22 protein-coding genes are annotated in these 22471 nt (G+C 68.6%); 14 read left to right on the top strand and 8 right to left on the bottom strand.

All coding sequences use genetic code 11. The annotated features are described in order from the left end of the window. Positions 1-80 precede the first annotated feature (80 nt). Complete coding sequence (locus tag HWX31_RS00110) at positions 81-515, bottom strand: hypothetical protein (protein ID WP_174965558.1); 435 nt, start codon at positions 513-515, stop codon at positions 81-83. Positions 516-895: 380 nt separating this feature from the next. On the opposite strand from HWX31_RS00110, the gene HWX31_RS00105 reads away from it, so the two are divergent. Beyond that, the gene (locus HWX31_RS00105; RefSeq protein WP_059527288.1) at positions 896-1312 is read left to right on the top strand and encodes a DUF3995 domain-containing protein; all 417 of its coding nucleotides are present in this window, start codon (positions 896-898) and stop codon (positions 1310-1312) included. On the opposite strand, the gene HWX31_RS34800 is transcribed toward HWX31_RS00105, so the two are convergent. Further along, on the bottom strand, positions 1206-1697 hold the full coding sequence (locus HWX31_RS34800) for an RNA 2'-phosphotransferase (RefSeq protein ID WP_244143641.1): 492 nt from the start codon (positions 1695-1697) through the stop codon (positions 1206-1208). The genes HWX31_RS00105 and HWX31_RS34800 overlap by 107 nt on opposite strands. 519 nt (positions 1698-2216) lie before the next feature. On the opposite strand from HWX31_RS34800, the gene HWX31_RS00095 reads away from it, so the two are divergent. From HWX31_RS00095 to HWX31_RS00080, 4 genes are all read left to right on the top strand, one after another. After that, on the top strand, positions 2217-2957 hold the full coding sequence (locus HWX31_RS00095) for a gluconate 2-dehydrogenase subunit 3 family protein (protein ID WP_174965560.1): 741 nt from the start codon (positions 2217-2219) through the stop codon (positions 2955-2957). After that, on the top strand, positions 2957-4735 hold the full coding sequence (locus tag HWX31_RS00090; RefSeq protein WP_174965561.1) for a GMC family oxidoreductase: 1779 nt from the start codon (positions 2957-2959) through the stop codon (positions 4733-4735). The genes HWX31_RS00095 and HWX31_RS00090 overlap by 1 nt, the downstream gene beginning before the upstream one ends. Continuing rightward, positions 4732-6129 (top strand): cytochrome c, encoded by a 1398-nt coding sequence (locus tag HWX31_RS00085; RefSeq protein WP_174965562.1) that lies wholly within the window; start codon positions 4732-4734, stop codon positions 6127-6129. The genes HWX31_RS00090 and HWX31_RS00085 overlap by 4 nt, the downstream gene beginning before the upstream one ends. A 212-nt stretch (positions 6130-6341) precedes the next feature. Then, entirely contained in the window at positions 6342-8063 is a 1722-nt protein-coding gene (locus tag HWX31_RS00080) for a cation:proton antiporter domain-containing protein (RefSeq protein WP_060187110.1), read from the top strand. A gap of 21 nt (positions 8064-8084) precedes the next feature. On the opposite strand, the gene HWX31_RS00075 is transcribed toward HWX31_RS00080, so the two are convergent. From HWX31_RS00075 to HWX31_RS00060, 4 genes are all read right to left on the bottom strand, one after another. Then, positions 8085-8849 carry an SDR family oxidoreductase gene (locus HWX31_RS00075; protein ID WP_174965563.1) on the bottom strand — a complete coding sequence of 255 codons (765 nt, stop codon included), beginning with the start codon at positions 8847-8849 and terminating at the stop codon, positions 8085-8087. A 20-nt stretch (positions 8850-8869) separates the two neighbouring features. After that, positions 8870-9874, bottom strand: coding sequence for an arabinose ABC transporter substrate-binding protein (locus HWX31_RS00070; protein ID WP_174965564.1), 1005 nt, complete (start codon positions 9872-9874; stop codon positions 8870-8872). Positions 9875-10012: 138 nt separating this feature from the next. Further along, complete coding sequence (locus tag HWX31_RS00065; RefSeq protein ID WP_174965565.1) at positions 10013-11809, bottom strand: peptidoglycan D,D-transpeptidase FtsI family protein; 1797 nt, start codon at positions 11807-11809, stop codon at positions 10013-10015. Between the two features lie 335 nt (positions 11810-12144). Beyond that, a complete protein-coding gene (locus tag HWX31_RS00060) occupies positions 12145-12489 on the bottom strand; it encodes a DUF3564 family protein (RefSeq protein ID WP_174965566.1) in 345 nt (114 codons plus the stop codon). A gap of 582 nt (positions 12490-13071) precedes the next feature. Here HWX31_RS00060 and HWX31_RS00055 point away from each other — a divergent pair. Next, complete coding sequence (locus HWX31_RS00055) at positions 13072-14277, top strand: SDR family oxidoreductase (RefSeq protein ID WP_174965567.1); 1206 nt, start codon at positions 13072-13074, stop codon at positions 14275-14277. A 21-nt stretch (positions 14278-14298) separates the two neighbouring features. Here HWX31_RS00055 and hpaR read toward each other — a convergent pair whose 3' ends face one another. Next, the gene (gene hpaR, locus HWX31_RS00050) at positions 14299-14742 is read right to left on the bottom strand and encodes a homoprotocatechuate degradation operon regulator HpaR (RefSeq protein ID WP_174965568.1); all 444 of its coding nucleotides are present in this window, start codon (positions 14740-14742) and stop codon (positions 14299-14301) included. 154 nt (positions 14743-14896) lie between these two features. On the opposite strand from hpaR, the gene HWX31_RS00045 reads away from it, so the two are divergent. The 7 genes from HWX31_RS00045 to hpaI are packed head-to-tail and all read left to right on the top strand — an operon-like array spanning position 14897 to position 20791. After that, on the top strand, positions 14897-15586 hold the full coding sequence (locus HWX31_RS00045; RefSeq protein WP_174965569.1) for a fumarylacetoacetate hydrolase family protein: 690 nt from the start codon (positions 14897-14899) through the stop codon (positions 15584-15586). Further along, positions 15583-16347 carry a fumarylacetoacetate hydrolase family protein gene (locus HWX31_RS00040; protein ID WP_174965570.1) on the top strand — a complete coding sequence of 255 codons (765 nt, stop codon included), beginning with the start codon at positions 15583-15585 and terminating at the stop codon, positions 16345-16347. Before HWX31_RS00045 ends, HWX31_RS00040 begins: the two co-directional genes overlap by 4 nt. A 22-nt stretch (positions 16348-16369) precedes the next feature. Next, positions 16370-17833 carry a 5-carboxymethyl-2-hydroxymuconate semialdehyde dehydrogenase gene (gene hpaE, locus HWX31_RS00035; RefSeq protein WP_174965571.1) on the top strand — a complete coding sequence of 488 codons (1464 nt, stop codon included), beginning with the start codon at positions 16370-16372 and terminating at the stop codon, positions 17831-17833. Between the two features lie 43 nt (positions 17834-17876). Further along, on the top strand, positions 17877-18725 hold the full coding sequence (hpaD, locus tag HWX31_RS00030) for a 3,4-dihydroxyphenylacetate 2,3-dioxygenase (protein WP_174965572.1): 849 nt from the start codon (positions 17877-17879) through the stop codon (positions 18723-18725). A gap of 36 nt (positions 18726-18761) precedes the next feature. Next, a complete protein-coding gene (locus tag HWX31_RS00025) occupies positions 18762-19154 on the top strand; it encodes a 5-carboxymethyl-2-hydroxymuconate Delta-isomerase (RefSeq protein ID WP_174965573.1) in 393 nt (130 codons plus the stop codon). Positions 19155-19174: 20 nt separating this feature from the next. After that, complete coding sequence (gene hpaH / locus HWX31_RS00020; RefSeq protein ID WP_059635807.1) at positions 19175-19978, top strand: 2-oxo-hept-4-ene-1,7-dioate hydratase; 804 nt, start codon at positions 19175-19177, stop codon at positions 19976-19978. Positions 19979-19984: 6 nt separating this feature from the next. Beyond that, positions 19985-20791 (top strand): 4-hydroxy-2-oxoheptanedioate aldolase, encoded by an 807-nt coding sequence (gene hpaI, locus HWX31_RS00015; RefSeq protein WP_174965574.1) that lies wholly within the window; start codon positions 19985-19987, stop codon positions 20789-20791. Positions 20792-20851: 60 nt separating this feature from the next. Here hpaI and HWX31_RS00010 read toward each other — a convergent pair whose 3' ends face one another. Continuing rightward, complete coding sequence (locus HWX31_RS00010; RefSeq protein WP_174965575.1) at positions 20852-21658, bottom strand: AraC family transcriptional regulator; 807 nt, start codon at positions 21656-21658, stop codon at positions 20852-20854. A 97-nt stretch (positions 21659-21755) separates the two neighbouring features. Here HWX31_RS00010 and HWX31_RS00005 point away from each other — a divergent pair, with 97 nt between their 5' ends. Further along, entirely contained in the window at positions 21756-22007 is a 252-nt protein-coding gene (locus tag HWX31_RS00005) for a hypothetical protein (protein WP_059728689.1), read from the top strand. Positions 22008-22471: the final 464 nt, after the last annotated feature.

Here is a 22471-nt window from a genome sequence, read left to right as displayed (position 1 = left end):
CGCGGCGGCCCGGGCGGGCGGCCGTGTTCGTCCGCGCGCACGGCGATGCGTGCGCGTCGGCGTGTCCTGTCGCGGCGGCCTTATGCGGTCTTCGCGATCGGGTCCGCCCGTTCCGCCGGCGCCGCGTGCTCGGGGCGCGGTTCCGCGGGCTGGATGCCCGCGCCGAACCATGGCACGTCGGCCGCGAGCGACTCGGCATAGCGTGCCCAGCCGCGCGGATTGCCGGCGAACAGCTTCGCGCAGACCGGCGCGGCGAGCGCGTCGCGATCGAGCTGCGCATCGAGCAGCAACTGCGGCCACAGGCAGAACGCGTGCAGCACGGCGCTCGCGAATTCGCGCACCGTCATGTGATCGAACACGTGTTCGAGCAGCGGCAGGTCGGCAAGCATCGGCCGCGTCTCGATCAGCGCACCGATGGCGGCGTCGTCGCGTTCGCTTTCGAGCAGGCAACTGAGCGTACGCATCACGCTGCCGAGATGCAGCAGCAGCGCGCGGCGTTCGAGGGCTTCATTCATTGAACGGTTCCTCCGGCAGGGAGGTGTGAGCGGTTTCGCGTTCATCCCTCGACTGCAGTCCTGGAATAAAAGGGTAGTAGCGCATGGATGGAAGTCAAGCGGCGGGCGCGCATGAACGCAGCGGCGCGGAGGCCGGCAACGCAGCGAGCGGTTTTTGCTGCTGCGCAGCGGAAGGCTCGCGCATGGCCGGGTGTCGATCATGGCGCGCGGCCGCGGCGGAAGGCCGGTGCGAAGCGGCGTCGGCCATGGCCGGGCCCGCGACCGGACGCCGCAATGCGCGGCGCGCGCGATTTCGGTATCGTCATACGCTTCGCGGCATGCGCACCGCGCGCCGGATCGAGGGCCGGCGAATCACCCGGATACAAGGAGACGGATTCACCATGACCGCTGCGTATTTCATCGTGCCGACGTTGTGCGCGATCGCGCTGATCCACGTCTATTGGGCATGCGGCGGCCGAGTGGGCAAGGGGGCGGCGATTCCCGAACTCGACGGCGAGCCGGTGCTGCGGCCGAGTGCCGCCGGCACGTTCGCGGTGGCGGCGGCGCTGCTCGCCGGCGCCGGGGTGATCGCCGCGCGGGCCGGCTGGCTGGGGGCGAGCCCGCATGCGAGCGCGGTCGCGTTCGCGACCGTTGCGCTCGCACTGATCTTCGCGGTGCGGGCGATCGGCGACTTCCGCTACGTGGGTTTCTTCAAGCACATTCGCGGATCACGGTTCGCCCGGATGGATACGCTGTGCTATTCGCCGCTGTGCGCGGCGTTGTCGCTGTCGATCGCATCGATGTTCTGGATGCGCTGACCGTTGCGGCGCGTGCAGTCTGCCGCGGTGCGGCAGCGGCGTTCATCCGGCATGACGCGGCGCGCGGCCGCGCAGGCGGTTCAGGCGGCGGGCGTGTCGAGCGGCGACAGGAACTCGGCAGGCCCGCGTCGGTGAGCCACACGTCGTTCTCGGCCACGAAGAACCTGAAGCCGCGCGCGTGCATGCGCTGCGCGTCGATCGCCAGCACCACCGGCTTGCCGTAGCGCGTGCCGACCGCGATGGCCGTCGTCACGTCCCGGGACAGATGAACGTGATGGCGCGCGCCGGCCTTCAGCCCCTGTTCGCGAATGGCGTCGAGAAAGCGCGTGGCGGTGCCGTGATAGAGCACGTCGGGCGGGCGCTGCTCCGCGTATTGCCGCTGCACGGCCGGCGTCGAGTGGCCTTGCACCGCACGAATGCGCCGGCCGTCAGCCCGCAATTTTCCTCATCTTTACGCCCCCGCATCTGAAGCGTTGCGATTGTTGCATTTTTCGACCCAATGAGTTGCGTCAAAACACTTTCAAATGGAACCGGTTCCATTTATGATTCGCGGAGCGTCGATTCGGGCCGTCGAGCGGGGCGCGTTTATCGGTTCTTACCGGCTTTGCCTTCGCCGGAACCGGCGACTAGATTGAAATGGCCATGACGACGATCGGGCAGATCCGGCCCGGCAGGCGCGCATTTGTCTGACGATAAGGCTCGCAAGAGGCTTGACCGCTTTGGAGTCCGATGGAACGGCGGCCGTTGCGCATTGCGCGAATCCGCCGGCGTCACCGAGGTAATTCGCAACACGAAATAAAAAGGGCGGCAGGGCGTATCGCGTCCCGGCGCGGCCCGGCCGTCGCGCGCGGCACCGACTGTTTGCACGCGTTCGAAGCGCTGTCCCCAACATCATCAACCGACCATGTCCACGCCACCCGACAAACCCAATTCGCGCCGTCACTTTCTGCGCTCGTCGGTCGCGCTCGTGCCGATCGCGTCGCTCGCCGGCTGCGACCTGCGGCCGTCGTCGGCCACCACGACCACGGCCGGCGGCGCGACTGCCGCATCGGCCGACGCCGCGCCGACACCGTACAAACCGACTTTCTTCGACGCCAGGGAGTGGGCGTTCGTCCAGGCGGCCGTCGACCGGCTGATTCCGGCCGATGCCGAAGGCCCCGGCGCGCTCGAGGCCGGCGTGCCCGAGTTCATCGACCGTCAGATGGAAACGCCATACGCGCACGGCGCGCTGTGGTACATGCAGGGGCCGTTCCAGCAGGGCGTGCCGGAGCTCGGCTACCAACTGAAGCTCGTGCCGCGCGACATCTATCGGCTCGGTATCGCGGCGGTCGACCGCTATTGCACGAAGGCCCACGGCAAGCCGTTCGCCGATCTCGACGCGGCGACGCGCGACGCGGTGCTCGGCGCGCTCGAAAAGGGCAGCGCGCAGATCGACGACGTGCCGCCCGCGGTGTTCTTCGGACAATTGCTGCAGAACACGCGCGAAGGCTACTTCTGCGATCCGGTCCACGGCGGCAATCGCGGGATGGCCGCGTGGAAGATGATCGGCTTCCCCGGCGCGCGGGCCGACTTCATGGATTTCGTCAACCAGAACGGCAAGCCCTATCCGTACGGGCCGGTTTCGATCAATGGGGAGCGTACCTGATGGCCGCAGAGAAGAAGCCGCATGTCGACGCGGTCATCGTCGGCTTCGGCTGGACCGGCGCGATTCTCGCGAAGGAACTGACCGAAGCGGGACTGAAAGTGGTCGCGCTCGAGCGCGGCGAGTATCGCGACACGTATCCGGACGGCGCGTATCCGAACACGATCGACGAGCTGACCTACAACGTCCGCAAGAAGCTGTTCCTCGACCTGTCGAAGACCACCGTGTCGATCCGCCACGGTGTGCAGGACACGGCGCTGCCGTATCGCCAGCTCGCGGCGTTCCTGCCGGGCGAGGGCGTCGGCGGCGCTGGGCTGCACTGGTCCGGCGTGCACTTTCGCATCGCGCCGGAAGAGCTGCGGCTGCGCAGCCACTACGAAGAGCGCTACGGCAAGAAGTTCATCCCCGCAGGGATGACGATCCAGGACACGGGCGTCAGCTACGACGAGCTGGAGCCGCACTTCGATTTCGCCGAGAAGGTGTTCGGCACGTCGGGGCAGGCGTACAAGGTCGACGGCCGGGTGGTCGGCGACGGCAACGTATTCGACGCGCACCGCAGCGACCACTTCCCGCTGCCCGCGCAGCTCAACACGTATTCGGCGCAGCGCTTCTTCGACGCGGCGAAATCGCTCGGGCTGCATCCGTACCGGCTGCCGTCGGCGAACACGTCGGGTCCGTACACGAACCCGTACGGCGTGCAGATGGGCCCGTGCAACTTCTGCGGCTACTGCAGCGGCTACGCGTGCTACATGTACTCGAAGGCGTCGCCGAACCTGAACATCCTGCCCGCGCTGAAGCAGGTGCCGCACTTCGAGCTGCGCTCGAAGTGCCACGTGCTGCGCGTCGATCTCGACGACACGAAGAAGCGCGCGACGGGTGTCACCTACGTCGACCCGGCCGGCCGTGAAGTACACCAGCCGGCCGATCTCGTGATCCTCGCCGCGTTCCAGTATCACAACGTGCACCTGCTGCTGCTGTCGGGCATCGGCAAGCCGTACGACCCGATCTCGGGCGAAGGCGTCGTGGGCCGCAATTTTGCGTACCAGAACCTGTCGACGATCAAGGCGTTCTTCGACAAGGACACCTACACGAACCCGTTCATCGGCGCGGGCGGTAACGGCGTCGCGGTCGACGACTTCAACGCGGACAACTTCGACCACGGCCCGCTCGGCTTCGTCGGCGGCTCGCCGCTGTGGGTGAACCAGGCCGGCGTGAAGCCGATCAGCGGCATCGCGACGCCGCCCGGCACGCCCTCGTGGGGCGCCGCGTGGAAGAAGGCGGTCAAGGACAACTACGCGCACACGGTCTCGATGGACGCGCACGGCACGAACATGTCGTACCGCGACGTGTATCTCGACCTCGATCCGACCTACCGCGACTCGTATGGCCAGCCGCTGTTGCGGATGACGTTCGACTGGAAGGACAACGACATCAGGATGGCGCAGTACGTGACCGGCCGGATGAAGAAGATCGCCGAGGCGATGGGGCCGAAGGCGATCGGCGTGTCGACGCGCGAGTTCGGCAAGCACTTCGATTCGCGCCAGTACCAGACGACCCACCTGGTCGGCGGCGCGGTGATGGGCACCGATCCGAAGACGAGCGTGCTGAATCGCTATCTGCAGAGCTGGGACGTGCACAACGTGTTCGTGATGGGGGCGTCGGCGCTGCCGCAGGGCATCGGCTACAACCCGACCGGGATCATCGCGGCGCTGGCCTACTGGTCGGCGCGCGCGATCCGCGAGCAATACCTGAAAAACCCCGCCCCGCTGGTGAGCGCATGAAGAGAACGACGACAGACAACGCCGCGCGCCGCACGGCGCGCGCGCTGGCGACCGGCGCGGCGTGGCTGGCCTTCTGCCTGGCGAGCGGGGCGGCCGTCGCGCAACCGGCGGCCGCGCCTGCGGCGGCTGCTTCGGCGGCGCGATCCGCGGATGCGCTCGTCGCGCGCGGCGCATACCTGGCCCGCGCCGGGGACTGCGTCGCGTGCCACACCGCGAGCGGCGGCAAGCCGTTCGCGGGCGGGCTGAAGTTCGACACGCCGATCGGCGCGATCTATTCGACCAACATCACGCCCGACCCGAAGACGGGCCTCGGCGGCTGGACACTCGAAGAGTTCGACCGCGCGCTTCGCTCGGGCGTGCGCAGGAACGGCGACACGCTGTATCCGGCGATGCCGTTCCCGTCATACGCGCGCCTCACCGACGACGACGTGAAGGCGCTCTACGCGTACTTCATGCACGGCGTCGCGCCCGTGCAGCAGGAGAACCGCGCGGTCGACATCGTGTGGCCGCTGTCGATGCGCTGGCCGCTCGGCTTCTGGCGCAAGCTGTTCGCGCCGGCGCCGAAGCCGTTCGAGGCGGCGCCGTACCCCGATCCGGTCCTCGCGCGCGGCGCATACCTCGTGCAGGGGCTCGGCCACTGCGGCGCGTGCCACACGCCGCGCGCGCCGACGATGCAGGAGCGCGGGCTGACCGACGCGGACGGCCCGGACTTCCTCGCCGGCGGCGCGGCGATCGACGGCTGGGTGCCGACGAGCCTGCGCGGCGAGCCGCGCACGGGGCTCGGCACGTGGACGGAATCTGAGATCGTGCAGTTCCTGAAGACCGGCCGCACGCCGCGCAGCGCCGCATTCGGCGGGATGACGGACGTGGTCGGCCACAGCATGCAGCACATGACCGACGACGACCTGACCGCGATCGCGCGCTACCTGAAGAAGCTGCCGCCGAAGGTGCAGGGCGAGACGCCTTACGCCTACGACGCCGCAGCCGCCAACGCGCTGCAGGCCGGCGACGCGGGCAAGCCGGGCGCGGCGGTCTACCGCGACAACTGCATGGCCTGCCACCGCAGCGACGGTCGCGGCTACACGCGCGTGTTCCCGGCGCTCGGCGGCAACCCGGTCGTGCAGGGCAGCGATCCGACCTCGCTGATCCACGTCGTGCTGGAAGGCAGCGCGCTGCAGGGCACGCACACCGCGCCGTCGACCTTCACGATGCCGCCGTTCGGCTGGCGGCTGTCGGACCAGGAAGTCGCGGACGTCGCGAACTTCGTGCGCACGAGCTGGGGCAATACCGGCTCGCCGATCTCGGCCGCGCAGGTCGCGAAGGTGCGCAAGACGACGCCGGGCACGCGGCCGGAGCCGCCGCCGGGCGCGCGCTATCCGCAAGCCGCGCGCTGAGCGGGCACCGGCGACGGGCCGTGGCGCCGGCCGCGTCCGTCGCGTCCGCGGCCGGCGGCATGCCGAATCACCGCGGATTTCCTCTCCGATTTCCCGACATTCCCCGGCGTCGCGCCGTCGCCCGTGAATTTTTCGCGGCGGCGCGCCATTTTCCCCACCTCATCCCTTATCCTTGAACCTTACTAAACGGTTACACATACGAGGGAGAGGGGATGCCACATGACGTCAGCCTGATTGCTTTGCTCGCGGCCGGTTTCGGTCTCGCGATGGTGTTCGGTTATCTCGCGTCGCTGCTGAAGATGCCGCCGCTGGTCGGCTATCTGCTTGCCGGGATCGTGATCGGCCCCGGCACGCCGGGCTTCGTCGGCGATCTGTCGCTCGCGCAGCAGCTCGCCGAGGTCGGCGTGATGCTGCTGATGTTCGGGGTCGGGCTGCATTTCTCGCTCGGCGACCTGCTCGCGGTGCGCAAGATCGCGCTGCCGGGCGCGATCGTGCAGATTTCGGTGGCCACGGCGCTCGGCGGCGGGCTCGCGCTGCTGTGGGGCTGGAGCTTCGGCGCGGCGCTCGTGTTCGGTCTCGCGTTGTCGGTCGCGAGCACGGTCGTGCTGCTGCGCGCGCTGGAGGGCCGGGGGCTCGTCGAGTCCGTGAACGGGCGCATCGCGGTCGGCTGGCTGGTCGTCGAGGATCTCGTGATGGTGCTCGTGCTCGTGCTGCTGCCGCCCGTCGCCGGGCTGCTCGGCGGCACGCCGCCCGGCGACGCGCATGCGGGCGGCGGCAGCGTATGGAGCACGCTCGGCGTCACGATGCTGAAGGTCGCCGCGTTCATCGCGCTGATGCTCGTGGTCGGCAAGCGGGTGTTTCCGCGCATCCTGTGGCTCGTCGCCCGCACGGGCTCGCGCGAGCTGTTCACGCTGTGCATGATTGCCGCGGCGGTCGGCATCGCGTTCGGCGCGGCGAAGCTGTTCGACGTGTCGTTCGCGCTCGGCGCGTTCTTCGCCGGGATGATGATGCGCGAATCCGAGTTCAGCCGGCGCGCGGCAGACGAGACGCTGCCGCTGCGCGACGCGTTCTCCGTGCTGTTCTTCATTTCGGTCGGCATGCTGTTCGACCCGCAGGTGCTGCTCGACGAGCCGCTGCACGTGATCGAGGTCGCGGCGATCGTGCTGGTGGGCAAGACGCTCGCGGCGGTCGCGCTGGTGCTCGCGTTCCGCTATCCGCTCAATACCGCGCTGACGGTCGGCGCGGGGCTTGCGCAGATCGGCGAGTTCTCGTTCATCCTGGCCGGTCTCGGCCGCGCGCTCGGGCTGCTGTCGGCGGAAGGGCAGAGCCTGATCCTCGCGGTCGCGCTGATCTCGATCGCGCTGAATACGCTCCTGTTCGCGATGATCGATCCGGCGCTCGCATGGATACGCCGGCATTCGGCGTTCGCGCGGCGGCTCGAGGCGCGCGACGATCCGCTCGCCGCGCTGCCGATGTCCACGCCGCAGACGCACCTGACCGGGCAAGTCGTGATCGTCGGCTACGGCAAGGTCGGCGCGCGGATCGCGCAGGCGCTCGACGAGCGCGGGATCGCCTGCGTGGTGGTCGAGCAGAATCGCGAGATCGTCGAGAAGCTGCGCGCCGACGGCGTCGCGGCGGTGTCGGGCGATGCGATCGAGCCGATCGTGCTCGTGCAGGCGCACATCGCGCGCGCGGGGATGCTGGTCGTCACGCTGCCGGACGTGTTCGACGTGCGGCAGATCGTCGAGATCTCGCGCACGCTCAATCCGTCGCTCGAGGTCGCGCTGTGCACGAACAGCGGCGACGAAGCGGCGCTGCTCGCGAGCGAGGGCGTCGGCACGGTGTTCATGGGCGAGACGGAGCTCGCTCGCGGGATGACCGAGCACGTGCTCGGCCGGATGACGAAGCCGGCCGCGGCCGCGCATGCGCATTGACGGCGGGCGGCGGCCCGCTTCCTAGTAGAACGTGTCGAGCGTCAGCTCCTGCGCCATCACGCGATTGCCGGCCAGCAGGCCGCCGTCGACCGGCAGCGCCACGCCCGTGATGATCCGCGCGGCCGGCGAGCACAGGAACAGCGCGGCCTGCGCGACGTCGTCGGGCGTCGCGAAGTCGTCGAGCGGATACCACTTCCTCAATTGCTCGAATACCTGCGGGTTGCGCCGCACGCGCGCTTCCCATGCGGGCGTCTTCACGGTGCCGGGCAGCACGACATTCGCACGCACGCCGTCGCGGCCGAACTCGATCGCGAGCGACTTCGCATAGCTGATCAGCCCGGCCTTCGCGGCGCTGTACGCGGGGTGGCCGAGCGCGTGGACGCCGTTCACCGAGCCGATGATCGCGATCGCGCCGCGCCGGCGCGCGCGCATGCCGGGCAGCACGGCCTCGACGCTCACGTAGGTCGTGGTCAGGTTCGCGTCGAGATCGGTGCGCCATGACGCGGGCGTGGTTTCGCGCAGCGTCGCCGACGCGGCGGTGCCCGCGTTCGCGACGAGCACGTCGACGGCCGGATGCGCTTCGAGCAGCGCGCACAGCCGCTCGGGATCGCCCAGGTCGTCGACGACCGCAATCGCGCGCGGCTCGCCGAGCGCATCGACGAAGCGGTCGAGCGCCGAGCGGTCCCGATCGAGCGCGAGCACGCGGTCGCCGGCGGCGAGGAAGGTCCGGCACAGCGCCTGGCCGATGCCGCCCGCGGCGCCCGTGACGAGGGTGGTGCGTGTCATGTCGACTCCTTGCGATGTGTTCACAGGCCGAGCGCCGCGCGCGCCTGCTTCTCGTTGTCGCGCGTGATCAGCGTGCCGGACGTCAGCACGAGCGGCGGCGGCGCCTGGTTTCTCGTGATCCAGTCATACATATTGACCGACGTATCGTAGCCGTGCTGTCGCGGGTTCAGCAGGATCGATCCGTAGAAGCCGGTCGGCTTCGGTTTCGCGAACTCGTTCAGCGCGACCTGGCTGCCGTTGATGCCGACCGCGACCATCGCATCAGCGCCGATTCCGCGCCCTTCGGCCGCGCGCACCGCGCCGACCGTCGTGTCGTCGTTCGAGCCGAACGCGACCCAGCGCCTGAAGTTCGGGTGCTTGGTGAGCGCGATGTTCGCCGCGTTGAACGCGCCTTCGGTGTCGGCCGTGATCTCGGGCGCGTCGATCACGTTCGCGGCGGGGAAGCCCGCCGCCTTCAGTGCGTCGACGGCGCCCATCGTGCGTTCGCGCGCGGTCGGCAACTGGTCGTACGCGACGCGGATGATGCCGACCTCGGCGGGGTTCCAGCCGCGCCGCTTCGTCTCGGCGGCGATCGCCTGGCCGACCTGCCGGCCGATCCGGTACGCGGAAATGCCCATGTGCGGCACGTCCGCGAGCGGCGCGCCGCGGCCGTCGACGAGCTGGTCGTCGACCGACATCAGCTTCATCCCCGCGCGCTTCGCCTTCGCGGCGATCCCGGGGCCGAGCTTCACGTCGGGCGCGCACAGGATCACGCCCTGCGCCTTCTGAGCGGCGAGGCTGTCGAGCGCGGTCGACACCTTCTCGCCGCTGGGCGCGGCAATCCTGATCAACGTGAAGTGCTTGTCCTTCGCCGCCTGCTCGGCGAAGCGCCACTCGTCCTGGAACCACGAATCGTCGGGCTGCTTGACGACGAAGCCGATCTTCACGTCGGCTGCATCGGTGGAGCCGGCGGCCCGGGCGGGCGCGCCGCCGAACAGCGCGAGGCTCGTACAGGCCAGCACGAGCGTTTTCCAGCGGAATCGCATGCGTCTCTCCTTGTTGTACTTGTTCGCGCGGGCAGGGTGCCTGCGGCGCGAAAAAATTGTAGGAGAGCGCGGCGGGAACGCTCAAATGTTGCGAGGCGTTCCCGGAAAGTGGGATGCCGGCGGCGGCGACGGGCCGCCTTACGAGCGCGCGGCCGCCGTCGCCTGCGCCTGCACGGGCAGCTGGGGCGGCGCGAGCTTGTCCGCCTCGACCGGCACGTCGGGCGGCACGCCGAGCAGCTGCAGCGAGCCGCTCGTGACCGACGAGAACACCGGCCCGGCGACGGTGCCGCCGTAATACCCCTTGCCGCGCGGCTCGTCGATCATCACCGCGACGATCAGGCGCGGGTTGCTCATCGGCGCCATCCCGGCGAACAGCGCACGGTACTTGCCCTGCGCATACGACTTGCCGACCTGCTTGCGCGCCGTGCCGGTCTTGCCGCCGATCCGGTAGCCGTCGACGCGCGCGCGGCGCCCGGTGCCGCCTTCGCCGACCGCCATCTCGAGCATCGAGCGGATCGCCGCCGCCGTCTGCGGCGTCGTCACGCGATGGCCGCGATGCGCGTCGATCGTCTGCCTGTCGGTGCCGTTCTTCAGCAGCGACACCGGATGCAGCGTGCCGTCGCCGGCGTATGCGGTGTACATCTGCGCGATCTGCAGCAGCGACATCGACAGCCCGTAGCCGTACGCCATCGTCGCCTGCTCGATCGGCCGCCAGCGCTTGTACTGCCGCAGCCGTCCCGACGCGACGCCGGGGAAGGTCAGCTCCGGCGCGCGGCCGATTCCGTATTCCTGGTACTTGTTCCAGATCGTCTCGGCCGGCAGGTTCAGCGCGAGCTTCGCGAGCGCGACGTTGCTCGACTTCTGCAGCGCCTGCGCGACGGTCAGCGAGCCGTGGTTCGACGTATCGTGGATCACGGCCGGGCCGATCTTGTAGGTGCCGGGCGACGTGTTGACGATCGTGTTCGGGCGCACCTTGCCTTCGTCGATCGACAGCGCGACGACGAGCGGCTTGATCGTCGAGCCCGGCTCGAACGTGTCGATCACCGCGCGGTTGCGCAGCTGCTGGCCGGTCAGGCGCGCACGGTCGTTCGGATCGAAGGTCGGATAGTTCGCGAGCGCGAGGATCTCGCCGTTCTGCGCGTCGAGCACGACGACGCTGCCGGCCTGCGCGTTGTTCTCGAGCACCGCGGCCTTGAGCTGGCTGAACGCGAGCTGCTGGATGCGCCGGTCGATCGTCAGCTCGATCGTCGCGCCGTGCTGCGCGGGCACGAGCGGCCGCGTGTCGGACACGATGCGGCCGAGCCGGTCGCGGATCACCTCGCGCTGCCCGGCGGTGCCCGACAGCGGGCTGTTCGCCGCCAGTTCGACGCCTTCCTGCCCACGGTCCTCGACGTTCGTGAAGCCGACCACGTGCGCAGCGGATTCGCCTTCGGGGTAGTAGCGCTTCGAATCGGCGATCTGTGTGACGCCGTCGATCGCGAGCTTGTCGAGACGGCTCGCGGTGTCGGCGTCGATCTGGCGCTTGAGCAGCACGAACGTGCGGTCGTTGCGCAGGCGCCGCTTGACCTCGGCGAGCGGCATGTCGAGCAGCTTCGCGATCTGCGGGTAGTCGGTCTCGGCGACCTGTTTCGGGTTCGCCCAGATTTCGTAGGTCGACAGGCTGACGGCGAGCATCGCGCCGTTGCGGTCGACGATGCGGCCGCGCATCGCGTCGAGTTCGATCGTGCGCTGGTAGCGCTTCTGGCCCTGGCCGACATAGAAATCCTGGTTGGCGATCTGGACCCAGAATGCACGGGCGAGCAGCGCGGCGAACGCGAGGAACACGATGATCACGACCAGCTTCGAGCGCCACATCGGCAGGCGCGAAGCGAGCATCGGGTGCTTGGTCGCCGTTGCGTACGGATCGGCGGGATGGGTCTTCTTTTTCACGCTCATGCGAGGGCCGGGGCGAGCCGCCTGGCGGCGGGCTGTCAGTCTGAATAATGTGATTGTAATAAATGAGTAATCGGCATGTGGGGGAAAAGTGCGTGACTCCGGCCCCGATTTCTCGGATGCGGATGCGGGGCTGAAGCCGGGAGGGGCGCGTGCGACCCGCTTGCCGGAATCGGAACGAGGCCTGAAATGACCCGTCCCTGATTAATTTTCTTGATGCGGGTCAATTAAAAACGCCCCCGGAGGGGCGTTGATTTTTTTTCAAAACAGGAAAAACAAAATCGATAAAACTGGAATAAACCCGAAGCCCGCAGACAATATGCGTCAAAAATACCTGGCTATCGATCGACGGAAATAAATTCCCGGTATTCCGGCTGGACCGTGCAAGTGTCGATTTCCTGCAGCCGCCAGGCCCCTTCGTGCTCGTCGGCGAGCACGGCGGTGCCCTGTTCGCGCTGCGTCGCGTCGAACGACAGCCCCTGCAGCTTGCAGACGGCCTTGCCGCTGTCGGCCGCGCAGAGCGCCATTGCGCCTTCGACGTCCTTGACCTTGCCCCACGTCGGAAGATCGATGCCTTGATGTGCCTCGCGAGACCACAGCCCTTCGTCGGTGTCCACCCACAGCACCGCAAAAGACTGTCGAGTTGCCGGTTCGCTGCCATTAATCCGAATGGTGAGGCGCATTGGATCGTCTCCTAATAAGAAAATGACTCATTCGACCAGGTTGGCTTGGATAGTCTAGATAGACTGCGGTGAAACGCAAGACGCAATGCGCAATAAATGAACATAGCGCACATCCGCATTCGACATGAAATGATGTCTGATGAAAATCGCGCCTGCCGCGTGACGCCCGCCGCAGGCGGCGTAGCGCGGGGTGGCGGTGCGTCGCCCCGCGTCGCGCGACTGCACGCGGGGGCCGCGGGCGCGTCGATCTGTCGCGCCTGATCCGAGGGGCCGGTGCCGGCCCGGATCGCGCGCGGCCGCCGGAGCCACACACGCAGACAATCTCATACAAATCCGCACACTTTCGCAAAACTTTCAGGACAGACTTGTCGCGAACCCGGCCCCACACTGGCAAGGTCCCGGCTGGCGTTGCGGCCCTCATTCGCGGCGCCGCCCGCGTCGCCCCTCGTGCCGACTCGTCGCGCGGCGGATGCCGGTTCGGGACGCCGGGCACGCTCGACGGCCCGCAGACCGACAGCCGTACACCCGGCGCGAGTGCGCCGGGCGTCGCGCCGTCCGGCCGATTTTTCGAAGGAGATTCCCGTGCTGATCTGGAAAACCGCGCTGTCGCTCAACTGGCGCACGAGCCTCGTATCGCCGGCGTGCGCGCCGGTCGCCGCGGCGAACGTCGGGCGACTGGTGCTCACGGGCGCAACCGGCTTCATCGGCAGCACCGTGCTGGCGGCGCTCGTCAATGCGGGGCTGCTTGACCGCATCGTCTGCGTCGTGCGTGCGCAGGATCGCGGCCACGCGGTTTCGCGGCTGCGCGAGGCGGCGCTGCGCGCGGGCCTCGCGCCGTACTGGGCGTCGCGCCTGAGCGACGCGAACGTGGTCGTCGGCTCGCTCGGCGACGTTTGGGAAGGCGCGCAAGCGCCCCGTCTTGCGCAGGCGACGCATGTGATCCACTGCGCGGGCCACGCATCGACGTCGGACGGCGCGCACCTGCAGGCCGACGTCGACGAGTCGCTGCGCTTCGCCGCCCGGTTTGCGCACGCCGCGCGGCTGCAGCGCTTCGTGTACGTCGGCACCGCGTTCGTGCACGGCGGCCGGGGCGGCTCGGTGCAGGAAGATGCGCCATCCGGCGCGGCCGACGCTGCGGACCCGGGCGAAGCGCTCGCGGGCGCGGTGCTGGCGGCCGACTACCTGCGCGCCAAGCGCGAGATGGAGCAGCGCCTGCGCACGCTCGGGCTGCCGCTCGTCGTCGTCCGTCCGTCGCACGTGGTCGGACATACGGTGCTCGGCACGCGGCCCGCGCCGAACTCGTTCTGGGTGTTCCGTCTCGCGCATGCGGCGCGCCGCTATACGGCGCGGCCGATGACGCGCATCGACATCGTGTCGGTCGACGACGTCGCGCGCGCGACGATGCTGCTGGCGGTCAAGCCGGCGCTCGCGCACGACGTCTATCACGTGTCGGCGGGCGAGGAGGCGCCGATGGTCGCGCAGATCGTGCGGGCGATGGACGAGGCGGCCGGGATGGCGAGCGCGCCGCGCTACGCGGCGTGCGCGGCGGCGGAGCTGCCGCTCGTGGTGCGCGACGTGCTGGGGCGCGCCGATCCGGCGCTCGAGCGGGTGGTGGGCAAGGCGCTGCGGCGCTTCGCGGAATTCGCGGCCGTCGACCGCGTGTTCGACAACCGGCGCGTGCGCGACGAAATCGATTTCGAACCGCTGCCGTTCGTCGACTACGTCGAGGAATGCATGCGCACGTCGCGCGGCGTGCCGCTCACCGCGCTGATGCGCGGCGAGGCCTGAGCCCGCGCGCGGGGCTGGGGCTTACGGCGGGCTGTCGCCGAGTTCGATCAGCCGGTCGAGCGCGCGGTAGATGTCGTCGAGCGCATCCTGGCCGAAGCGCGCCTCGAGCAGCCGGTACTGTTCGTCGATGCGCGGGCCGATTTCCGTGACCAGCGTCCGGCTTTGCGGCGTCAGGCTGACGAGCAGCCTGCGCTGATCTTCCTGCGCGCGCGTGCGCTTGATCAGCCCGTCGCGCTCCATCCGTTCGAGCACGCCCGTCAGGCTCGGGCTCAGGATGCAGCAGCGCCGCGCGATCTGTCCCGCTTCGAGCGCGTGCGACGGCTCGCCGTCGAGCACGCGGATGATCCGCCATTGCTGTTCGGTCAACGCGAATTCCTTGAGAATGGGGCGGAACCGCCCCATCAGCGTTTCGCGGGCCTCGAGCAGCAGCATGGCCAGATTGCGGTGGTCGAGCGTACGGTTCATCGAGATGAAGGGGATGGACGGGGACGCGCCAATCTTAACAGGCGGTCGCGGCGAATTTCGTGTATCAGGGTAATCGAGGTTGTCACCGCCCGATTGTTTACTTAAGATGTTAAGTATTGACGATGCGCCGCGACGCGCGGCAGGGGAATGACGCATGGAGCTGTCTTGCACGACCGCCGCGGCGCCGCCGCTGCCGGTAGCCATCGGCACCGTCTACGGCGCGCTGCTCAACGAGCGCGCCGCGCTCGACGCGCTCGGCGACGCGGTGCACCAGCCGCCTTACGGGCGGCCGCCGCAGGCGTCGATCCTGTACATCAAGCCCGCCAACACCCATGCGGCCGACGGCGCGGCCGTCGTCGTGCCGGCCGGCGTCGACGCGTTGGAGATCGGCGCGTCGGTCGCCGTCGTGTTCGCCCGCCGCGCGACCCGCGTGACGGCCGACCGCGCGCTCGACTACGTGCACGGCTTCACGCTCGCGAGCGACGTGTCGGTGCCGCATCCCGACTACTACCGTCCCGCCGTGCGCTTCAAGTGCCGCGACGGGTTCTGCCCGCTCGGCCCGGCGATCGTCCCGCCCGGCGCGCTCGACGACGTCGACGCGATCCGGCTGACCGTGCGGATCGACGGCAACGTCGCGCAGTCCGCGTCGACGGCGACGCTGATCCGCCCGGTGCGGCAACTGATCGCCGACGTGTCGGCATTCATGTCGTTCGACGCCGGCGACGTGCTGCTGCTCGGCGTGGCGGGCGGCGCGCCGCGCGCGAAGCCGGGCAGCCGGATCGAGATCGCCGCGCACGGCATCGGCACGTTGCGGCATGCGCTGATCGCGGAGGAGGCCCGATGAGAACCGCACGCGTGATCTACAACGGCGCGCAGCATGCGGCCGAACCGGCCGGCGACGGCCTGATCCGCCTCGATACGGGGCGGGTCGTCGAGGAGAGCGCGGTGGCCTGGCTGCCGCCCGTCGCGCCGCGCACGACGTTCGCGCTCGGCCTGAACTACGCGGACCATGCGAAGGAGCTCGCGTTCAACGCGCCGAGCGAGCCGCTGATCTTCCTGAAGGGCCCGAACACGTTCATCGGCCACCGGTCGCGCACCGTGCGGCCCGCCGACGCGACCCACATGCATTACGAGTGCGAGCTGGCGGTCGTGATCGGCCGCCCCGCGCGGGGCGTGCGCCGCGCGCAGGCGCTCGACTACGTCGCCGGCTACACGGTCGCGAACGACTACGCGATCCGCGATTACCTCGAGAATTACTACCGCCCGAACCTGCGCGTGAAGAACCGCGACACCTGCACGCCGCTCGGGCCGTGGCTCGTCAGCCCGGACGAGATCGGCGACCCGGGCGGCCTGACGCTGCGCACGACGGTCAACGGCCGGGAGACCCAGCGCGGCAGCACGCGCGACATGATCTTCGACGTGCCCGCGCTGATCGAGCACATCAGCGGCTTCATGACGCTGTCGCCGGGCGACCTGATCCTGACCGGCACGCCCGAAGGGCTCGCGGACACGCAGCCGGGCGACGAGGTCGTCACCGAGATCGAAGGCATCGGCCGGCTCGTGAACACGATCGTCGGCGATCACGACTACTATCGCGCCGGCTGAGCCCGCCGCACAAGGAGAGCAGATGACCATCAAGCACTGGATCGACGGCCGCGAAGTCGAAAGCCGCGAGACGTTCACGACGCTGAATCCGGCGACCGGCGAAGTCATCACCGACGTCGCGTCCGGCGGCGAAGCGGAAGTCGACGCGGCGGTGCGCGCGGCGAAGGCCGCGTTCCCGAAGTGGGCGAACACGCCCGCGAGGGAGCGCGCGAAGCTGATGCGCAGGCTCGGCGAGCTGATCGAGCGGAACGTGCCGATGCTCGCGGCGCTGGAGACGCAGGACACCGGCCTGCCGATCGCGCAGACCAGCAAGCAGCTGATTCCGCGCGCATCGGAGAACTTCAATTTCTTCGCGGAAGTGTGCGTGCAGATGAACGGCCGCACGTATCCGGTCGACGACCAGATGCTGAACTACACGCTGTACCAGCCGGTCGGCGTGTGCGCGCTGATCTCGCCGTGGAACGTGCCGTTCATGACCGCGACGTGGAAGACGGCGCCGTGTCTCGCGCTCGGCAATACCGCGGTGCTGAAGATGTCCGAGCTGTCGCCGCTGACCGCCGACCAGCTCGGCCGGCTCGCGCTCGAGGCGGGCATTCCGCCGGGCGTGCTGAACGTCGTGCAGGGCTACGGCGCGACCGCCGGCGACGCGCTGGTGCGGCATCCGGACGTGCGCGCGGTGTCGTTTACCGGCGGCACGGTCACCGGCAAGAAGATCATCGAGCGCGCGGGCTTGAAGAAGTATTCGATGGAGCTCGGCGGCAAGTCGCCGGTGCTGGTCTTCGACGACGCGGACTTCGACCGCGCGCTCGACGCGTCGCTGTTCACGATCTTCTCGATCAACGGCGAACGCTGCACTGCGGGCTCGCGGATCTTCGTGCAGCGTTCGATCTACGACCGCTTCGTGCAGGAATTCGCGCGGCGCGCGAACAATTTGGTGGTCGGCGATCCGGCCGACCCGGCGACGCAGCTCGGCGCGATGATCACGCGCGCGCACTGGGAGAAGGTGACGGGCTACATCCGCATCGGCGAGCAGGAAGGCGCGCGGCTCGTCGCGGGCGGCGCCGACCAGCCGGCGAACCTCCCCGCGCACCTGCGCAACGGCAACTTCGTGCGGCCGACCGTGTTCGCCGACGTCGACAACCGGATGCGCATCGCGCAGGAAGAGATCTTCGGCCCGGTCGCGTGCGTGATTCCGTTCGACGACGAGGACGAAGGGCTGCGCCTCGCGAACGCCACGCGCTATGGCCTCGCGTCGTATATCTGGACCCAGGACGTCGGCAAGGTGCATCGCCTCGCGCGCGGCATCGAGGCCGGGATGGTGTTCGTCAACAGCCAGAACGTGCGCGACCTGCGCCAGCCGTTCGGCGGCGTGAAGGAGTCGGGCACCGGGCGCGAGGGCGGCGAGTACAGCTTCGAGGTGTTCGCCGAGATCAAGAACGTCTGCATTTCGATGGGTTCGCATCACATTCCGCGCTGGGGCGTGTAAGCGGCGCGTGAAAGAACGAGACGCAGACTTACGGAGACTCACGATGGGCAAACTGTCCCTCGCCGCAAAGATCACGCACGTGCCGTCGATGTACCTGTCGGAGCTGCCGGGCAGGCATCACGGCTGCCGCGCGGAAGCGATCCGCGGCCATCAGGTGATCGGCGAGCGCTGCCGCGCGCTCGGCGTCGACACGATCGTCGTGTCCGACGTCCACTGGCTCGTCAACGCCGGGTATCACGTGAACTGCAACGCGCGGTTTTCCGGCGTCTACACGAGCAACGAGCTGCCGCATTTCATCCGCGACATGGCCTACGCGTATCCGGGCAATCCGGCGCTCGGCCGGCTGATCGCGGAAACCGCGACCGCGCGCGGCATCGCGACGCGCGCGCACGAGATCGACAGCCTCGAACTCGAATACGGCACGCTCGTGCCGATGCGCTACATGAACGCGGACCAGCACTTCAAGGTCGTGTCGATCGCCGGCTGGTGCATGTGGCACACGCTCGACGAGAGCCGCCGCTTCGGCGAAGCGCTGCTCGAAGCGATCGACAAGAGCGATGCGAACGTCGCGTTCCTCGCGAGCGGCTCGCTGTCGCATCGCTTCAACGACAACGGCAGCCCCGAGGAATCGATCCACCAGATCAGCCGCGAGTTCTTCCGGCAGGTCGACCTGCGGGTCGTCGAATTGTGGAAGCAGGGCGATTTCGCGACCTTCTGCAAGATGCTGCCCGAGTACAGCCAGCACTGCTTCGGCGAGGGCGGCATGCACGACACCGCGATGCTGCTCGGCCTGCTCGGCTGGGACCGCTACGACAAGCCCGTCGAAATCGTCACCGACTACTTCGCGAGCTCGGGCACCGGGCAGATCAACGCGATCTTTCCGTTGCCCTGAGCGCCGCCGCGCCGTGCATCCGACAGGAGAACCGACATGCCACACATCGTCGTCGAGTACACCGCGAATCTTCGCGACGACGCGCGCATCCCCGCGCTGCTGCGCACGATCAACGCGACGCTGATCGCGCAGGGCGGCGTGTTTCCGACCGGCGGCATCCGCTCGCGCGCGATCGAGCTGCACGACTATTGCGTCGCGGACGGCACCGCGGACGACGCGTTCGTCCACGTGACGCTGAAGATCGGCGCGGGCCGCAGCGATGAAGTGAAGAAGGCCGCTTGCGACGCGCTGTTCGACGCGATCAAGGCGCATTTCGCCGAGCTGTACGCGAAGCGCTATCTTGCGCTGTCGATGGAGCTGACCGAGTTCAGCGAGAGCGGCTCGTACAAGCACAACAACATCCACGCCCGCTACAAGCGGGCCGGCTGAACCCCATTACCGACCCGACCATGTTCGATACCGCGACCATCGACCTGCTCGCGCGGCGCCTCAACGACGCGGAGCGCGAACGCAAGCAGATCCGCCAGATCTCGCTCGACTATCCCGACATCACGATCGACGACGCCTATGCGATCCAGCGCGCGTGGGTGAGCCTCAAGCTCGTGGAGGGCCGCGTGCTGAAGGGGCACAAGATCGGCCTCACGTCGAAGGCGATGCAGAACACGTCGCAGATCGACGAGCCCGACTACGGCGCGCTGCTCGACGACATGTTCTTCGAGGACGGCGGCACGATCCCGACCCAGCGCTTCATCGTGCCGCGCGTCGAGGTCGAGCTCGCGTTCGTGCTCGGCAAGCGCCTGAGCGGGCCGAACTGCACGATCTTCGACGTGTACGACGCGGTGGATTACGTGGTGCCCGCGCTCGAGATCATCGACGCGCGCAGCCAGTCGATCGACCCCGATACGCAGCGCCCGCGCAAGGTGTTCGACACGATCGCGGACAACGCGGCGAACGCGGGCGTCGTGATCGGCGGGCGGCCCGTGCGGCCGGCCGACGTCGACCTGCGCTGGGTCGCGGCGATCATGTCGCGCAACGGCGTGGTCGAGGAAACCGGCGTTGCGGCCGGCGTGCTGAACCATCCGGCCAACGGCGTCGTGTGGCTCGCGAACCGGCTCGCGCGCTTCGACGTCGCGCTGGAGCCCGGGCAGATCGTGCTCGGCGGGTCGTTTACGCGGCCGTGCGCGGCGCGCGCCGGCGACACGTTCAGCGTCGACTACGGTCCGCTCGGCACCATTCAATGCCATTTCGGGTGACGCGCGATGCAGATGCCATCGAATTCCTTCAAGGCCGCGCTCGCGCGCGGCGATGCGCAGATCGGCCTGTGGCTCGGTCTCGCCAGCCCGTACAGCGCCGAAGTCGTCGCGGGCGCCGGCTTCGACTGGCTGCTGATCGACGGTGAGCATGCGCCGAACACGGTGCCGACGATCCTCGCGCAATTGCAGACGATCGCGCCGTATCCGTCGCATCCGGTCGTGCGCGTGCCGTGGAACGACCCGGTGATCGTCAAGCAGGTGCTCGATCTCGGCGCGCAGACGCTGCTCGTGCCGATGGTGCAGAGCGCCGCCGAGGCGCGCGCGGCAGTGGCGGCGACCCGTTATCCGCCGGAGGGTATCCGCGGCGTCGGCAGCGCGCTGGCGCGGGCGTCGCGCTGGAATCGCGTCGGCGACTACCTGCAGCGCGCGAACGGTGAAATGGCGGTGCTCGTGCAGGTCGAGACGCGCGCGGGGCTCGACGCGATCGACGCGATCGCGCGGGTGGAGGGCGTGGACGGCGTATTCATCGGCCCGGCCGACCTCGCGGCGGATCTCGGGCATCTCGGCAATCCGGGGCATCCGGACGTGCAGGCAGCGATCGATCATGCGATCCGCGCGATCAAGGCGGCCGGCAAGGCGCCGGGGATCCTCAGTGCGGATGAGGCGGCGGCGCGGCGATATCTCGAAGCGGGTGCGTTGTTCGTCGCGGTCGGGGTCGATACGACGCTGCTGGCGCGAAGTGCCGAGCGGTTGGCGGCGCAGTTCAAGGGGAACCCGGCCGAAGCCGCGAAGCAGGGCGGCGGCACGTATTGAAGGCGCGGCGAATCGAATGTCGCCACCGTCGATGCGTGCATGTGAGCGCGCAATGACGCGCTACGCGGCGTCGCCCCGGCGTCCGTCGTGTCCAGCTTCCATATACCGCCCCGGCGTCGTCCCCAACGCGCGCCGGAACATGTCGATGAACGCGCTCACGTTGTCGTAGCCGAGATCCAGCGCGATCGTCGTCACCGGCACGCCATCGGCCACCTTCTCCAACGCGCGCAGCAGCCGCGCCTGCTGGCGCCACTGCGCGAACGTCAGCCCCGTTTCGGCGACGAAGCGGCGGCTCAGCGTGCGCGGCGCGATGCCCGCCCACGCGGCCCATTCCTCGAGACGACGGTTGTCCGCGAGATCGGCGCCCAGCGCGTCGGTGATCCGTCCGACCCGCGGATCGCGCGGGTGCGGCAGGCCGAGCGTGACCGGCGGCGATGCCGCGATCTCGTCGAGGATCACTTCCGCCACGCGCGTTTGCGCCGCGTCGAGCGCGCCGCCGCGCCAGCTTGCCGCGCGCCGCACCGCCTCGCGCAACAGCGCAGAGGTGCGGATCGCATGCGGCGCCTGCGGCAGCGATCCGCAGCGCGGTTCCGCAACGAACACGCTCCAGCCGGAGAACGGCCCGTACGAGCGCAGCGAATGCATGCAATGCGGCGGAATCCAGATCGCATGGACGGCCGGCACGACCCAGTCCTGGTCGTCGAGGCCGAGCGACAGCAGGCCGGTCAGCGCGCCGACCAACTGGCCGCGCGCATGGCGATGCGGCGCGGTCACGCGCGCGTCGCGCTGCGTCAGTTCGGCAGCGGCGACGAACGGGCCGTCGGACGACGTCACGAGATCGGCGGGAAGAAGCGGATCGTCAGGCATGGCTGGAATTCGGTATGGAATGGCATTTATACCGGAGTCCGGCCGTGTTCGCATCCCTACACTGGGTGCTCGTTCAACACTTCAGGAGGGCCGCGCGATGCGAGCCGACGAAATGCTTCCCGACCACCTCAACCAGCTCGACCTCAACGGCACGACGATCCGCAAGGGCAGCGTGGGCGCGTTTCTCGCGAATGCGCGAGTGCTCACCGACCCGCATGCGGACGAGGGCGAGCGGTCCCGCGCGGCGGCCGACGCCGCCGACGTGCTGCCGGCGCTGCGCGCGCTCGGGCTGTTCGACGTCTTCGAGATCCGCGACGCCGCGTTGCGCGCGTGGGTCGACGCGCAATGAGCGCGTGCCTCGCGCTTTGTGTGGCAGGGAAATGCTTGGCAGGCTGTTGAAAGAGAACGGTGTAAGCGGTCCCGTAGGTGGTGCGATAGGGATGGCATCGATTTTCTAGCCCATCGCTCAGCCCATCAGCAAACGCTGGATGCGATTGGGTCGGCTTGAGATCTGGTTTGCCGGCCTCCGTTTCCGCCACTTCTGGCGGAACAAGCCCCGCAAGTTCTCGGACTTGCGGGGCTTTTCTTTGTCCGGCTTGCTGTATGAGCGAACCGTGATGTGCTTGGTTGGCTGGCTCCGCGTGCGCCAGTGTCCACGCGACCAACGCGGCGGTATTGAGATTGGTATTCAGGAGAAGTTCTGAGCGAAGTGCGTCGATGCGAAAGTGCAGCCGTGAATCGGCCGTCGCTGGACGTATTCAGGATAGCGATATGTATCTCAAAAAACAGGAGCGCGCATCAGTTTGCACTATC

The sequence above is a fragment of the Burkholderia ubonensis genome (assembly GCF_902833085.1).
Lineage (GTDB): Bacteria > Pseudomonadota > Gammaproteobacteria > Burkholderiales > Burkholderiaceae > Burkholderia > Burkholderia ubonensis.
The sequence above is the reverse complement of the archived record's forward strand: the minus strand, read 5'-3'. Positions and strand labels throughout refer to the sequence as shown.